Origin of the sequence: Burkholderia sp. Tr-20355 (assembly GCF_017104685.1) — a bacterium.
In the GTDB taxonomy this organism is placed as follows: Bacteria; Pseudomonadota; Gammaproteobacteria; order Burkholderiales; family Burkholderiaceae; genus Burkholderia; species Burkholderia seminalis.
On the sequence record NZ_JAAGPK010000169.1, the window covers coordinates 1 to 16,132 of the forward strand.

Here is a 16,132-nt window from a genome sequence, read left to right on the forward strand (position 1 = left end):
TACTGTCCCTTATGTTTTCTTTCATGCAGAGGACGGCATGCACGCTCGCTGTTCGTGACTGCAGTTCGCACTTGTGCTCTTCCGCGCTGGCGGCGACGCGCTGGACCTCGTGCTCGAACGCGCGCCGGAATTCGGCGCGCTGGCGGAAACGCTCGAACCGTGGCGTGCCGATCCCGCCGCGTTGCCGGTCGTGATCCGCGCGCGCGGCGGCCGGCTGCTCGCGGATTTCATCGGCGCGGCCGGCGAGGCGGTCGCGCGGCGCGTGCGCCTGAAATTCAACCGCGCGATCGACGACGAGGCGCCTTACTGGCTGAACCGCGCCCAGCGCGACCAGTTCGGCGAACTGATGTTCCTGTTTCTGATTCCCGAGAGGCTTGCGTCATGGGACTGGCTTTTCTGATCACGAGCGACAACCTGCAGCTGCTGTCGGAGCGCAAGGTGCTCAAGGAGCGCGAGTACGCGGCGCTGCTCGATGCGTCCGCGGTGATCGCGACCGCGCATGAAGAGGCCGCGCGCATCGTCGCCGACGCGCAGCGCGAATTCGACAAGCGCCAGGCGGCCGGCTACGACGAAGGGATGCGCCGCGCGCAGCGCGAGCAGGCCGCGCAGGCCTACGCGCAGGCGCTTGCCGCCACGCGCACGATGGAGACGATGAAGGATGCGATGGCCGATATCGTCGTGAAAGCCGTGCGCGCGATCGTCGGCGAGATGAGCACGCAGAAGCTGTACGAGGCCGCGCTCGCGCGGATCGCGCCGCTCGTGCGCGACGAGGCGTTTCTGGTCGTGCATGTCGCGCCCGGCCGCCAGGACGAGATGCGCGACGCGCTCGACGGCGCGTTCGCCGGACAGTCGAACCGGCAGAAGATCCGCATCGTCGAGGACGCGCGGCTCGAGCGCCACGCGTGCACGGTCGAGACACCGTCCGGGCGCATCGACGCGAGTCTCGACCTGCAGATCGACGCGCTGCGCCAGGCGATCCGCCGCGATGCGCTGAAGGGCGCCGCGCGATGAACGCGCCGCTCGACGATCCGCAACCGTTCGGCGGCGACGACGACGGCGCGCCGTTCGATCGCGGCCGCCTCGTCGGCGAACTCGACGCGGGGCTCGCGTTCTTCTCGCCGGTATCGGTGCAGGGTCGCGTCAATCACGCGGTCGGGCAGATCCTGAACGCGACGGGCATCCGCGCGCGGCTCGGCGAGATCTGCGAGCTGCGCACGCCGAACCAGCCGACGCTGCTCGCGGAGGTGGTCGGTTTCTCGCGGCAGACGACGTTGCTCACGCCGCTCGGCGACGTGGCCGGGCTGTCGCCGGAGACGACCGTCGTGCCGTCCGGGCGCGAGCATGTGTTTCCGGTGGGGGACGGGCTGTTCGGCCGGGTGCTCGAAGGGCTCGGCCGGCCGCTCGACGATCGCGGGCCCGTGACGGGCGCCGCGTGGGTGTCGACGCAGCAGGACCCTCCGAATCCGCTCGCGCGCAAGATGATCGACACGCCGTTTCCGACCGGCGTGCGCGTGATCGACGGCCTGATGACGCTCGGCGTCGGGCAGCGCGTGGGCATCTTCGCGCCGTCCGGCGTCGGCAAGAGCACGCTGCTCGGGATGATCGCGCGCGGCGCGCAGGCCGATGTGAACGTGATCGCGCTCGTCGGCGAACGCGGTCGCGAGGTGCGCGAATTCATCGAGCACAGCCTGTCGCCGGAGGTGCGCGCGCGGTCGATCGTCGTCGTATCGACCTCCGATCGCCCCGCGATGGAGCGCGTGAAATCCGCGCTGGTCGCGACCGCGATCGCCGAGCACTTCCGCGACGCGGGCAAGCGCGTGCTGCTGCTGGTCGATTCGCTGACGCGTTTTGCCCGCGCGCAGCGCGAGGTCGGCCTCGCGAGCGGCGAGCCGCCGACGCGGCGCAGCTTCCCGCCGTCGACGTTCGCGGTGCTGCCGCGCCTGCTCGAGCGTGCGGGGCAGGGTGCGCACGGGTCGATCACCGCGCTCTATACGGTGCTCGTCGAAGGGGACGAGGAATCGGACCCGATCGCCGAGGAGGTGCGCTCGATCCTCGACGGCCATATCGTGCTGTCGCGCAAGATCGCGCTCGCGAACCGCTATCCGGCGATCGACGTGCTCGCGAGCCTGTCGCGCGTGATGCCGCTCGTCGCGAGCCGCGCGCACCAGCAGGCGGCCGCGCGTGTGCGCGAGCTGATCGCGAAGTACCAGGAGATCGAGCTGCTCGTGCAGATCGGCGAGTATCGCGAAGGCAGCGACCGGCTCGGCGATCTCGCGCTGCGCGCGCGCGACGCGATCGGCGCGTTCTGCGCGCAGGCGTCGAACGAGGACGTGCGTTTCGATGCGCAGCTCGCGAAGCTGATGAAGCTGGCGAACGATCATGTCTGAAGCCGACGACCGCCTCGTGCTCGCGACGCTCGCGCGCCTGAAGCGCGTGCGCGAGATGCGCAGCCAGATCGCCCGCGTCGCGGCCGCGCGCCAGCAGGGCGTCGCCGCGCAGAGCCGTCGCGCGCTCGATGCCGCGCAAGCGCAGCTTGCGCAACAGGTTGCCGCGAAGGCCGCGATCCAGGTGCGGCTCGCCGACGATCTGCGCGAGGCGCGCGCGCTGCAGGAGGCCGCGGCCGATACACGCACGTTCGACCGCCACATCGGCACCGCGAACGCATCGGTGAACCAGGCCGCGCACCTGCATCGCGGCCACGAGGCGACGCTCGCCGACCTGCAGCGCGCCGCGCGCAAGGCGAAGGCCGCCGAGGACAAGCTCGAGAAGGCCGGCGAGAAGGCGCTGCAGGCGCGCGCCGCCCGGATCGAGCGCGACGCCGACGAAGTCGCGGACGGTTACGCGGTGCGGCGTTTCTCGACGGCCGGCGCATGGGTGGCCGGGGCGGGCGATACGGCCGGTCATGGGTCCACGCCGCCTGAAGCGGCCGCCGCGTTCGATGCGGAGATGTCCGACCCGGCTGGCGAGCCCGCGGCCGACGATGCCGCGCCGCCCGCGGCCGCGGAGCGCCGATGCTAGACCAGGCCGCGGGTTTCAACGACGTCGCGGGCACGCTGCGGCCGCTGCTCTACGTGATGCCGCGCCTGTTGCCGGTCATGTTCGTCGTGCCGGTGTTCAACGAGCAGATCATCACGGGCCTCGTGCGCAACGGGATCGCCGTCGTGATCGCCGCATTCGTCGCGCCCGCGATCGATTCCGCGCAGGTGGCCGCGCTGCCGTTCCTGATGTGGTGCCTGCTCGTCGCGAAGGAGGCGGTGGTCGGCATGCTGCTCGCGGGCGCGTTCAGCGCGGTGCTGTTCGCGATCCAGGGCGTCGGTTACCTGATCGACTTCCAGACCGGCAGCGGCAGCGCCGCGTTCTTCGATCCGATGGGCGGGCACGAGGGCGGCCCGACGTCGGGATTCCTGAATTTCGTCGCGATCACGCTGTTCGTCACGGCGGGCGGCCTGCAGGTGCTGGTGCAGCTGTTCGCGCAGTCGTATGCGTGGTGGCCGATCGGTTCGCTCGGCCCCGATTTCTCGTCGATGCTGCAGACCTTCATCGTGCGGCAGACCGACACGATCTTCGAATGGATGGTGAAGCTCGCGGCGCCGGTGACGATCGTGCTGGTCCTCGTCGAGCTCGGCATCGGCCTCGTCGGGCGCGCGGTGCCGCAGCTGAACATCTTCGTGTTCTCGCAGCCGCTGAAGAGCGCGCTGGCCCTGCTGATGATGATGCTGTTCCTGCCGGTGGTGTACGCGTCGCTGCATTCGCTGCTGAGCCCCGACAGCGGGCTGATGGCGCTGCTGCGCGCGCTGTTCGCCGCGCACGGCGGCGGCTGAGCGCGGCGGCGCCGACATGGCCGAAAAGGACCAGAAGCCGACCGCGAAGCGCCTGCGCGAGGCGCGCGAGAAAGGCGACGTGCCGAAGAGCGCGGAGACGATTTCGTCGGCGTTCTTCGTCGGCGTGTGCGTCGCGCTCGCGGTGGGCATCGGTTCGCTGTTCGCGCGGCTGCAGGCGCTGTTCCGGCTCGTGTTCGACGCGGTGGGCGCGGCGGACCCGGCCGCGCGGCTCGCGGTGCTGATCGACGGCGCCGCGCGCGACTGGGCGACGCTGTCCGCGCAGATCGTCGCGGCCGGGTTGCTGGCCGGGCTGCTCGCGGGCTTCGTGCAGGTGGGCGGCGTGATGGCGTGGAGCCGTCTCGTGCCGCAGCTGTCGCGGCTCAATCCGGCCGAGGGCATGAAGAACCTGTGGTCGCTGCGCAACCTCGTCAATCTCGCGAAGATGCTGCTGAAGACGGCGCTGCTGGTCGCGACGCTCGGCTGGCTGATCGTCGAGTCGCTCGACCCGGCGGTGCAGTCGGGTTTCACGCGGCCGGTCTCGATCCTTGCGCTGATCGTGAAGCTGCTGATGCTGCTGTTCGGCTGGGCCGCGCTGATCTACATCGTGATGGCGCTGATCGACATCGTGCACCAGCGGCACGAGTTCAACCAGAAGATGAAGATGTCGATCGACGAAGTGCGGCGCGAGCACAAGGAGGACGAAGGCGATCCGCACATCGAGGCGAAGCGCCGGCAGCTCGCGCGCGAAGCGCAGTTCGCGTCGCTGCCCGACCGTATCGGCTACGCGTCGGTGGTCGTGTATTCGCCGCGCGTCGCGGTGGCGCTCTATTACGGCGGGATCGGCACGCTGCCGTGGGTGCTCGCGCGCGGCGAGGGCGACGCGGCCGAGCGGATCGTGCGGCTCGCCCGCGACGCGTTGCGCCCGACGCTCGCGAACGTCGGGCTCGCCCAGGCGCTGTACGAGACGACGCCCGAGAACGGCACGATTCAGCCGCAGCATTTCCGCGAGGTCGCGCAGTTGCTGAAATGGGCGACCGGCGGGGGGTGACGCGGCGTGGCGCGGTGGCGGCGAGCGTTTGTGCATGCCGCCCTTATTTCCCGCGCGCGTCGCGCATCGGCCGTCCGTTCCCGTTCGATATGGCCCCTTGGCGGGGCGATCCGCCCCCGGGGCTTGACGCGGGTTTTTTTCCGGATTTCGTCTGCGTTCACCAGTGAATTATTGCTGATTTATTTCTTCGTAATATGGCCCGACCGTCACGCCCGACGGCGGCCGCGAGTTTGCGCGGTACATGACGGAACAGGTCAACAGGGGCAGACAAATCAAATGTGCGGAATCGACGGCTTTCTGAATAGCGTCGCCTTCGATGAGGAGACAGCGCGCGGCACGCTCGCGCGAATGACGACGAGCCTCGCGCATCGCGGGCCGGACGGGCAGGGGATCTGGGTCGACCCGGAAGCCGGCATCGCGCTCGGCCACCGGCGACTTGCGATCCTCGACCTGTCGGTGCATGGCCGACAGCCGATGGCATCCGCGTGCGGCCGCTACGTCATGGTCTTCAACGGCGAAATCTACAACCATCGCGAACTGCGCGCGGAGCTCGAGCGCGCGGGTCGCGCACCGGCGTGGCGCGGCCACTCCGACAGCGAGGTGCTGATCGCGGCGATCGTCGCGTGGGGTATCGAGGCAACGTTGCGCCGCGCGACCGGCATGTTCGCGTTCGCGCTGTGGAATCGCGCGTCGCGCGTGCTGACGCTCGCACGCGACCGGATCGGCGAGAAGCCGCTCTACTACGGCCGGATCGGCGACGCGCTGGTGTTCGCGTCCGAGCTGAAGGCGCTGCGCGGTTATCCGGGTTTCGACGGCGCGATCGATCGCGACGCGCTGTGCCTGTACCTGCGTCAGTCGAGCGTGCCTGCGCCTTACACGATCTATCGCGGCATCCACAAGCTGCCGCCCGGCACCTACATCCAGTTCGAGCATGCGCGCGACACGCCGCGCGTGCGGGCGTACTGGACGCTCGAGCAGACGATCGAGGCGGGCCGTGCGCAGCCGTTCGAGGGCAATGCCAACGAAGCCGTCGACCAGCTCGACGCGATCCTGCGCCGGGCCGTCGCGCGGCAGATGGAAGCGGACGTGCCGCTCGGCGCGTTCCTGTCGGGCGGCATCGATTCGTCGACGATCGTCGCGCTGATGCAGGCGCAATCGTCGACGCCGGTCGACACGTTTACGATCGGCTTCCACGAGGCCGGCTACGACGAAGCCGGTTACGCGAAGGCCGTCGCGCGCCACCTCGGCACACGCCATACCGAACTCTACGTGACGGCCGACCATGCGCTCGGCGTCGTCCCGAAGCTGCCGTCGATCTACGACGAGCCGTTCGCCGATGCGTCGCAGATCCCGACCTTCCTCGTGTCGGAACTGACGCGCCGGCACGTGAAGGTGAGCCTGTCCGGCGACGGCGGCGACGAGCTGTTCGGCGGCTATACGCGCTACTTCCTGACGCCGCGCCTGTGGCGCAAGCTGCACCGCGTGCCGGCGGCCGTGCGGGCGCGCATCGCGGCCGCGCTGCATGCGCTGCGGCCCGATCACGCGGACCAGCTCGCGGCCGTCGCGCAGGGCGCGTGGGGCGGCGTGGAGGCGCGCGACACGGCGACGCGCATCGGCGATCGCCTGCACAAGCTCGGCCACGTGATGACGGCCGAGAGCCGGATCGGGCTGTACCGGCTGCTGATGTCGTCGGTGCATCATCCCGAGCGCATCGCGCTGTCGGGGCAGGAGCCGCCGACGCCGCTCGACACGGTGTCGGCGTGGCCCGCGCACCTGAGCTTCGCCGAGCAGGCGATGGCGATCGACACGCTCACCTACCTGCCGACCGACATTCTCGCGAAAGTCGATCGCGCGGCGATGGCCGTGAGCCTCGAGACGCGCATGCCGTTCCTCGATCATCACGTCGTCGAATTCGCGTGGCGCGTGCCGGCGTCCGTGCGCTTGCCGGAAGGGCAGTCGAAGGCGCTGCTGCGCCGGCTGCTCGACCGGTACGTGCCGTCCGCGCTGATCGACCGGCCGAAGCAGGGCTTCTGCGCGCCCGTCGATCACTGGCTGCGCGGCGCGCTGCGCGACTGGGCCGAGGCGCTGCTGCGCCCGTCGCGGCTACGCGAAGAAGGCTTCTTCGACGCGACCGCGGTCGAGCGGCTGTGGCGGCAGCACCAGACCGGCCGGATGAACTGGCAGCACCCGTTGTGGACGGTGTTGATGTTCCAGGCGTGGCTGGAACATCAGCGGGCGGCGTGATGCGGCGTGATATCGGCGCCCCGCGGACGGCACGCCGATATCAGCCCACGATCAGAGGCGTGCCGACCGACAACTGGTTCGGATCGCGTGAAACCGACGGATTGAGCTGCAGGATCTCGTTGAGTGCGAGCGTATCCTGCTCGCCGCGCGGCATCGCCTGCTGGTCGGCGCGCGACACGTGCGCGGCGTCGAGCAGCGACTGGCGATGTCGGTCGGCGATCACCCACAGCGAATCGCCGGCCACGACGATATAGGGCTGCGGCGACCCGGACGGTTGCGCGGTCGACGGCGTGGCGCTGGCCGACGGCGAAGCCGGCGCGGCAGGCGAGGTACCGGGCGACGCGGTTGTCGAAGCGCTCGGCGCGGCGCTGGCCGAAGGATGGGTCGAAGCGCTCGGCGACGCGCCGGGCGCGAGATGCGATTGCGACGAATTCGACTGATTCGACTGATTCGACGCGCCGGACCCCGAGCCGAAGAACGTCGTCCACAGACCTTCGATCAGCTTGTACGCGAACGCGCCGACCGGAATCAGCACGACGGCCGTGGGGATCTTCTTGATCAGCGGCGTCGCGTTCGGGAAATGCGTGTTCAGACGCCCGCCGAGCAGCAGCGCGGTGGACACGCCGGTCGCGATGGCGAGATCGTAATGGCCGCCGCTCCACTGCACGCCGGTGCCGAGACCGCCGTACGCGACGGCCATGAAGTCGCTCGCCGAATCGGTGAAGCGCACGATGCGGCTGCGCTTGTCGGCATTCACGCGGTGCGCGCCGATCGTATAGACGAGCCCCGCGTACGTGGCACCCAACGCACCGCTCGCGATGGCGGCCGAGCCGTAGGCGAGATCGAACGCGCCGTGCGCGTGCACGACGCCGCTGATGCCGACCGCGAGCGTCGCGGTCGATGTGATCGCGGCGCCCGCGCGACCCGCGATCCCGAACAGGTGGCGCGGGTTGCCGGTATGGAGCTGCTGCAGCGACGTGCCGCCGACGGTGCCCTGCATCTGCGCGAGCACGTCCGCGGCGAGCGCCTTGATGTGGGTGGTCGCGTCGTCGAAACTCATCAGCCCGACGCGATTCAGTTCGACGTACTGCGCGGCCAGCGTCCGCGCTTCGTTCGAGATTTGCTCCAGCTGGGCGCGCCGGTTCTGGCCGTAATCGTGCGCGCCCGAGCGCAACTGCCGCGACAGCGTCACTTCGAGCCGCGTGAGGACCGCCTGCGCGGCCTTCGGATCGCCGGCCTGCAGGCTGCGCACCGCGCCCTGGTGCATGACCTGGAACACGCGGCCGAGACGCGAGCCCAGCAGGAACGACGACGTCGCGCTGCTCAGCATGTCGTGCCGCAGCACGTGCGTCGCACCGAGCGTATCGGCGATCACGAGCGCGCCCGCCCCGGTGACGAGCGAGCTGAAGCCGATCGACTTCCACAGCTCCGCCTTGCGGAACGACGGCCGGTGCACGCGCAGCGCGTTGATCTGCGCGAGCGCCTGCAGTTCCTCGATCATCTTGGCCTGTTTCGGGTTCGCCGCGATCTGCCGGCCGACGCTGATCGGCTTCGACGGATCGTTCTTCAGCGCTTCGCGCTCGACCACCGACTGCCAGTAGGCGCGACTGTCGGCCAGCGGCCCGGCGGGATCGGCGCTCGTCACGACGGTGCCGCGTGCCGGCGCGCGGCCGCCGGCTTCCGCGAGCCAGCGTTCGCCGAAGCGGCGGGCGAGTTTTTCGGTGCGCGTGGCGGGCGGATGGTCGGCCGACGCCCACTGCGTCATCGCATGCTCGATCGTCGCCTTGCGCGCCTGGTTGACGAGCGCGGTCGTGTTGCGTTCGTACAGTTCGCTGCGCAGCGTCGCGAGCGCGTCGTCGGACAGGCCTTTCGACTTGCCGATGCGCGCGATTTCCGCGAACAGCACCTGCTGCTGGTTCGCGAACGCCTCGGGGCTCACCGGTTCGAAGACGCGCGTGAGCGCGTCGGCGCCGTGCAGCCGGGCGAACTTGCCGTGACGGTCGGTCTGGTAATAGTCGACGATCCGTTCCGCCAGCGCCCGCGTCAGGTCCTGGTTCGCGATGAAGTCGGTCCCGTGCGTGCCGTACGACAGCCCGACGTGCAGCCAGTCGATCGCCTTGCGGTCGAGCAGCGCATCGAGCAGCTCGACGTGGCCGGCGCCCGGCACCGGTTCGAGCACGGCGTCCCACCCGTGAAAGCTCAGCATCACGTTCGGCGCGGGTGCGCCGGGGTGATCGTGCGACCAGCGCTCGAACGACGTCATGAGCCGCGTGTATTCGGCGTAGCTGTCGTTGGTGCCGGCGATCGTGCGGCGGTCGTCCGCGGACACGAGCGGGCGGCCGGCCGCCGCTTCGAGACGAAGCTGGAAACCGTAGCGCGACGCCGCGGTGAGCCATTGGTGCAGATGCGCGATGTCGTCGAGCTCGAGCGTGCGCGTGGTGCCGTCCGGCGCCTCGCGCGTGATCGTCGCGTCGGCCTCGTTGTAGCGCGCGCCGATCGGGGAACCGAACTGGCGGGCGCGCCGGATGAACGCCGGGTCGTGCTTGCCGCCGCGCGCGGCCGCGAGCGTGTGCGGATCGACCGGAATCGACACCACCGGCATCGCGCCGCCATATTGGTCGATGTAGCGCACCGCGAGCGCCGGATCGTCGCGCAGGTTGAACGCACGCGCCATCGGTGCGACGCGGTCCTGGATCTCGGCCGGCGCGCGCACGAACGCCTGGATCGCGCGCTTGTCGATCATGCGTGCCGCGCTGTGGCGCGTGGCGTACGCCTGCATCCACTTCACGAACCGGTTGTGATCGCCGTGTGGATCGGCGACCGGCCCGCGCGACGGCATGCTCGACACCTCGCGCGCGAGACCAAGGGGGATGCCGAGCGCTTTCAGCATCGGTGCGTCGGCCAGGATCGTCTGCGGTTCGTCGGTCAGCGCGAGGCCGCCGGCATCGGGCTGGTTCCGGCGTGCGGCGACCGCCTTCACGCGGTCGACCGTCGGGAACCAGTCGGCCACCTTGGCGGCGCCGTAGCGCATCACCCATTCCGCGACCGTGCTCGAACCCAGGCTCGGCTGGTATGGCCGCAGCGTCAGCGGTTTGGCGGCCGGCGTTTTCGGCGGCTTCGGCGCGGCCGGCACGTTCGACGCATTCGACGCATTCGCGGCGTGGCGGCTGCGCCGGCCGCCCTTGCCGCGCAGCGCATTGCGCACCCGGCCGGCGGGGCGGGTCGTGCCGCCGCCCGCCGGCTGCGCGGCCTGCTGGGCGGCGGCGAGGTCGGCCTGCGCCGCTTTCACGCGATCGATCTGGCTGGCGATCTGCGTGCGGATCCAGCGCGTCGCGAGGTCGAATTTCGCCGGCAGCGCATCGAAATTCGATTTCTCGTCGAGCAACTGCGTGAGCCGTTGCGCAAGCGCGGCTTTCTGCGTGGCGGTCGCGCGCGGATCGAACGCATCGGGCGCGAGCGTCGACAGCAGGAAGTGCTGATTCGCGCCGAACGGGCCGCGCCCGAGCGGCATCTCGTCGAGCGGGCGGCCCGCGTCCGGCCGGTCGCGCAATTGCTCGGCGTCGTCGTACCAGCGCGCGTTGCCGTCGCGGATCGCGATGATGCCGCGGCGCGCATGCAGCGATTCGGCGACCGGATGATCGGTCTCGTACACGTACACGTAGTGATCGCCGCGGATGGCCTTCAGCTCCAGCGCGCGCATCAGATGCAGCGTGTTCGCGCCGCTGAAGTCGATCGCGAGCTGTTCGCTGTCCGGGACGAGCTTCGGCGGCAGCAACGGACTGTCGGCGCCGTCGATCTCGGCGATCTTGCGGCGCACGCCGGGATCGGCCTTCGCGAGGCCGCGCTGCACGCGCGTGCCGAGTTTCTGCATCGGCGGCTTCTCGTCGCCGAGCGCCTTGCGCATCGCGGCCGGCGCGAAGCCGCCGTAGCGCTCGACCGTGTCGTGCGCGACGTCCGTCACGACGAATCGCACGCCGCGCCGGCCGCCGGACAGATTGCGCGCGCGCCGGCGGAACGCGGCGCCGAGATCGCGCGGTGCGATCGTCGCGTCGCCGAGCGAGGTCGACTCGTGATAGGTCCAGTCGTGCGCGGCGTTGCGCGTCGCGTAGCCGAGCACCTTGCCGGTTTCCTTGTCGATCGCGTAAAGCGTCGCGCCGTCGCCGGCCGCCTTCGCCGCCTGCTTCGGCCGGCGAAAACGCGGCGCGTCGGCGAGCGATTTCAGCGTCGTGACGACGCTCGCGTCGGGCGTCGCCGCCGCCTGTTCGGCTTCCCAGGTGCGGCCGTCGCTGCGCCCGGTGATCCGCGCGGCGCCGCCGTACTCGCGCAATTGCGCGAGCGACACGGGCGACACGTAGAAATCGACGTCCGCCCGTTGCGCGCCACCGTTGTCCTTCAGCGCGCGATAGACCGCGTCCGGGATCGGCGCGGCCGGATCGGCGGACGCCTTGTCGACGAACGTACCGTTGCCGTCGGTGCGCATGCTCGCGATGAACTTCGGCTGCGCATGGCGCGCCTCGACGGACGCGTCCGGCCGCGGTTCATGCTCGGCGATCAGCACGTGCGCATTCGTGCCGAACGCCTCCTTCATCTGCTGGAGCGACGCGAGCTGCGAACCGTCGATGCGGACCAGGTCGCGCTTGCCATGCGAGGCGAGGTGATCGAGCGCATGCCGGCGGCTCGCGGCGTCCGCCGTCGCGGCGGCGGCCGGCACGTTCGACGCCGGCTGCGGCGCGGGCGCCGGCATCTCGCGCGGCACGCCGCGCGCATGCATCGCGTCGGCCTGGTTCGCGTAGTACGCGCGATAGTTCATGTGGCCGGGCACGGACGGCGCGGCATCGCCGAAGGCGGCCGCGAGCCGGCGCAGCCCGGCTTCGTCGCCGGGCATCACGTGGTCGGCTTCCCGTGCGATCGCGTCGGGCAGGCGGGCGTCCCGGGCGATGTCGATGCCGCCGTCGTCGAGGATTTCGCGGCGCACCGCGAACGCGTTCGCCTGCGCGCGCGCTTCGGCCATCAGCGCACTGTCGGTCAGCGCCTCCGGCGACGAGCGATCGAGCGCGAGGCGGCGCGTGATCGTCTCGACCGCGTGCTGCGCTTCGTGGGCGAGCGTATAGACGAGCGTGCCGGTGCCGTGGAACTGCCCGTCGAGCACGATCCGCTGCTTCGCGGTATCGATCCGGCTGCCGCGCCCGGGCCGGCCCACCACGATTTGCCAGCCGGCCTCGCCGGCCAGCGCGACCTGCTGGCGCAACAGGCTCGAGCGGTCGATCAGCGCATGAGCGGCCTTCGGCAGCGGCGCGCCGCCGAAACGCATGCGGATGCGCGTGATGACGGACGGCTTCTGCACGAATGCGTCGGGCGGCAGGTGTTCGGCGATGCCCGGATGCGCGAGCTCGATCGCACCGCGCGCGATGCCGTCCTCGAGCGTCACGCGCAGCGCGCCGATCTCGCGGACGATGCCTTCGACGTTCAGCTTCGGCGCATCGGTCATGACCGTCGACGGGTCGCTCAGGTAGAAGTCGCCATGCGCGTCGAACACGCCTTCGAAGTCGTAGTACAGGCGGTGCCGCGCGGTGATGTCGCGCGCGCGGTCGAGCTGCGCGAATGCGTCGCGGGTGACGCGCGCCGGCAGCACGCCGGCCATCACGTCGTGGCTGCTCAGCGACGCGAACGGCGCGTACATCACGGCCACGCGATCGAAGGCCGCGAACGGGCCGCCGACCGTGAGCGTGCGCAGCCCGTGCGCGCGCAGCGCCGCGAGGCCTTCCTGTTCGAGGCGGATCGATTCGATGTGACCGAGGATCGCGCGATTGTCGGTGCCCAGGTAGAGGCCGATCGCATTGCGGCGGCCGAGTTCGAACACGGTCTTCTCGATGCCGGCGCCGGTTGCCGCGCCGGTGAAGCGCTCGACCGGCACGCGGGCGGCCGGATCGCCGCTGACGTGGACGCCGTTGCCATCGACGTCGAGCGCGCCGAGGTCCGGGCGCAGGTGCGGCGCCGGATCGTAACGCAGCCACGCGTTCGTATGGCCGAGCCGTGCCTCGGCACCGAGCCCGACCGCGATCGTCGGCGGGGCGTAGACGGGGCGCTGCCAGACGTTCGCGAGCCACGCGGCGGCGTCGCGGCCGTTGCGTGCCGAGAGGATCACCGACGAGCCGGGCAGGCCGAGCACCGAGCGGTGCGCGAGCGTGACCTCGACCGGCGTGTATGGCCGGCCGTCCGGATCGACGAGGCGGCCTTGCGCGTCGGTGACGCCATGCACGATCACGATGCGGCCGTCGCGGTCGTAGGACAGCGGGCCCGAGCGGTCGAGCGTCAGTGCGTCGACGCCGGCTACCGGCTTGCCGTCGAACGGCGACGCCTTCACCGGACGGGCGCGCGACCATGCCGTTTCCTCGGCGAGCGTGGCGGCCGTGTCGCGCGGCGCCGGCATCGTGACCCCGGTACGCCGCGCGGCCTGCGCGTGGCGCCGATACAGCTCGCCGTAGGTCACGCCGCCGTCGAGCGATGTCGGGCTGTGCTCGAACGCGTCGGCGAGGCGCGCGAGCGAGGCGGCGTCGCCGGGCCGCGCGCGGCCGTATTCGTTGGCGATCGCCTCGGGCAGCGCGACGTGGCGGCCGATGTCGACGCCGAGATTCGCCCGGATCTCGTCGCGCACCGCGAACGCGTTGACCTGCGCGCGCGCCTCGGCGAGCAGCGCGCTACGCACGTAACCCTGCGTCGAGCCGTAGTCGAGCCCGAGCGTGCCGGTCGCGGCCTCGAGCGCGTGGCGGGCTTCATGCGCGAGCACGTAGACCATCGATCCGGTCGACCGCAGGCCGCCGTCGATCGATACGCGGCGCCGCCGCGTATCGATCTTGCTGCCGCCGCCGGGCTTGCCGCGCACGACTTTCCAGCCGGCGTCGGTGCCGAGCCGAAGCTGCTGAGACAGCAGGCTCGACGCGTCGATCAGCCGGTACGCTTCCTTCGGCAGCGGGGCGCCGCCGAAGCGCATCCGCACGCGCGTGATGACCGACGGTTTTTGCACGAACGCATCGGGCGGCGGCGTTTCGGCGAGCCGCGGATGCGCGAGTTCGATGTTGCCGCGCTCGAGGCCTTGCGTCAGCGCGCGCTCGATCACCGCGAGCCGCTGCAGCGCGGTGAAGTGCTCGCCCGCGCCCGTGCCGATCGGGCCGGGGTCGCTCAGCAGGAAATCGCCGCCGCGCGTGAAGAGGCCTTGCAGGTCGAAGCCGATGCCCGTGCGTTCGACGACTTCGCGAATCTGCCGGATATGCTCGAGCGCCGCGCGCGACACCACGCGCGGCAGCGCGCCCGTCTCGAAGCCGTAGCTGTGGAACACGCCCAGCGGCCGGTACAGCACGGCGACGCGGTTCAGCGCGGAGAACGGACCGTGCATCGTCACGGTCTTCAGGTCGTACGCGGCGAGATCGTCGAGTGCGATGCTCTCGTCGATCGCCGCTTCGATCTGGCGGGCTTCCGACGTATGCGGGCCGTGGTCGTAAACCGCGAGCGCGGCATCGTGGCCGAGCGCGAACACGGTTTTCTCGCCGCCGGCGCCGAGCAGTTCGCCGACGTGACGCTCGACGTCGATCCGCGCGGCCGGATTGCCCTCGACGTGCACGCCTTCGGCGTCGGCCGCCAGCGGCCCGAGATCGTGCGGTGCCGCGGGCGCCGGGTCGTAGCGGCGGAACACGCCGGTGTCGAGCAGCGCCGCGCGTTCGCCGACCGCGTGCGGGGGCGGCGCATACACCGGCCGCTGCCACAGGTTCGCGAGCTGCGCGGCAGCCGCATCGCCGCCGTGCGTCGCCGACAGCACGATCGAATAGCCGTCCTTGATCAGGAACGACGGCGCCTGGTCGAGCGCGTATTCATGCACGCTGGCCGGTTGTCCACCCGCGAGCAGCGTGCCGTCCGGCAACGTGTCGGCATGCAGCATCAGCACGCCTTCGTCCTGCAGCATCGTGAAGTGGCGGCTGCGCGCTGCTTGCAGGTCGGCCGCGGCAGGCACGGGCCCGTCGCCGAACGGCGACGCATAGTCGGCATGCGCGCGGCTCCAGGCGACGCGTTCGTCGAAGCTGCGCACGCCGCGCGGCGCGTCGGCGGTCTCGTGCGTTTGCGGCGCGGGCATCCGGCGCGGGATGCCGCCGCGGCGCTTCTGGCGCGACCATACGTCGTCGTAGAAGTCGCGGTAGGTCTCGCCGTCGCGGCCCGACACGGGCGCATCCGCGAATGCGTCGACGAGGCGTCCGACCGTGCCCGCGTAGTCGTGCGACGGCGCGCGCCACGCGGCGCCTTCGCGCTCGATCACATCGGGCAGGCGCACATGCGCGGCAATGTCGCCGCCACCCGCGAGCTTGATTTCGTAGCGTGCCTCGAACGCGTTGATCTGCGCGCGCGCCTCGGCTTCGAGCGCCTTGCGCGTGAAGCGGCTGCGGTTGCCGTAGTCGAGATTCAGCACACCGGCCATCGCCTCGACCGCATGGCGCGCTTCGTGCGCGAGCGTATATGTGATGCTGCCCGGATGCTGGAGCGCGCCGTCGATCGTCACGCGACGCTTGCGCGGGTCGATGCGGCTGCCGCCGCCGCGCTTGCCGAGCGTCACGCGCCAGCCGGCGTCCTGCAGCATGCGCAGTTGGGTGGCGAGCGTGCCCGACTGCATCGCGAGCGCCTGTGCGGCTTCGGGCAGCGCCGCGCCGCCGAAGCGCATCTGCATCCGCGTGACCCAGCCCGGCTTGGATGCGCCGGGGTCGGGCGGGGCGGTCTCGGTCGTTTCGGGGTGCGCGGCGGCGAGTCCGATGTCGTCGTTCGCCGCGGCGCGACGTTCGCCGCCGGTCGGTGCGGGTGCGGTCGGGTCGCCCGCGTCGTCGATCGCGCGCGTGCCGCGGTCGGCCGCGGCCGTTTCCCGCTCCGCGTTCCGCTCGGGCGCACCGGGGCGTTCCGGCCTGACGAGCACGAGCACGCGGTTCGGCGCGCTGAACACGCCGTCGAGCGCCTTGACCGGCTCGGGCGGCGCGGCCGTACG

At 70.9% G+C, this 16,132-nt stretch carries 7 protein-coding genes and 1 pseudogene; 7 read left to right on the top strand and 1 reads right to left on the bottom strand.

Features of this window, described 5'->3' with window-relative positions:
- Nucleotides 1–88: 88 nt before the first annotated feature.
- The 7 genes and pseudogenes from G3N62_RS28990 to asnB all read left to right on the top strand — a co-directional run.
- Nucleotides 89–400: pseudogene (locus tag G3N62_RS28990) on the top strand (bcscK); the annotation flags it as partial.
- Nucleotides 382–1,011 carry a type III secretion system stator protein SctL gene (gene sctL / locus G3N62_RS28995; protein ID WP_034189402.1) on the top strand — a complete coding sequence of 210 codons (630 nt, stop codon included), beginning with the start codon at nucleotides 382–384 and terminating at the stop codon, nucleotides 1,009–1,011. The pseudogene G3N62_RS28990 and the gene sctL, both read left to right, overlap by 19 nt.
- A complete protein-coding gene (gene sctN / locus G3N62_RS29000) occupies nucleotides 1,008–2,387 on the top strand; it encodes a type III secretion system ATPase SctN (RefSeq protein ID WP_124670283.1) in 1,380 nt (459 codons plus the stop codon). The genes sctL and sctN overlap by 4 nt, the downstream gene beginning before the upstream one ends.
- On the top strand, nucleotides 2,380–3,018 hold the full coding sequence (locus tag G3N62_RS29005) for a hypothetical protein (protein ID WP_124670284.1): 639 nt from the start codon (nucleotides 2,380–2,382) through the stop codon (nucleotides 3,016–3,018). Before sctN ends, G3N62_RS29005 begins: the two co-directional genes overlap by 8 nt.
- Nucleotides 3,012–3,821: a type III secretion system export apparatus subunit SctT gene (sctT, locus tag G3N62_RS29010; protein ID WP_034189405.1), complete on the top strand. Its 810-nt coding sequence runs from the start codon at nucleotides 3,012–3,014 to the stop codon at nucleotides 3,819–3,821. The genes G3N62_RS29005 and sctT overlap by 7 nt, the downstream gene beginning before the upstream one ends.
- Nucleotides 3,822–3,837: 16 nt before the next feature.
- Nucleotides 3,838–4,869 (top strand): EscU/YscU/HrcU family type III secretion system export apparatus switch protein, encoded by a 1,032-nt coding sequence (locus G3N62_RS29015; protein WP_124670285.1) that lies wholly within the window; start codon nucleotides 3,838–3,840, stop codon nucleotides 4,867–4,869.
- Nucleotides 4,870–5,145: 276 nt separating this feature from the next.
- Nucleotides 5,146–7,113, top strand: coding sequence for an asparagine synthase (glutamine-hydrolyzing) (gene asnB / locus G3N62_RS29020; RefSeq protein ID WP_124670286.1), 1,968 nt, complete (start codon nucleotides 5,146–5,148; stop codon nucleotides 7,111–7,113).
- A gap of 40 nt (nucleotides 7,114–7,153) precedes the next feature.
- On the opposite strand, the gene G3N62_RS29025 is transcribed toward asnB, so the two are convergent.
- Complete coding sequence (locus tag G3N62_RS29025; RefSeq protein ID WP_241013241.1) at nucleotides 7,154–16,090, bottom strand: LWXIA domain-containing protein; 8,937 nt, start codon at nucleotides 16,088–16,090, stop codon at nucleotides 7,154–7,156.
- Between the last annotated feature and the right edge of the window lie 42 nt (nucleotides 16,091–16,132).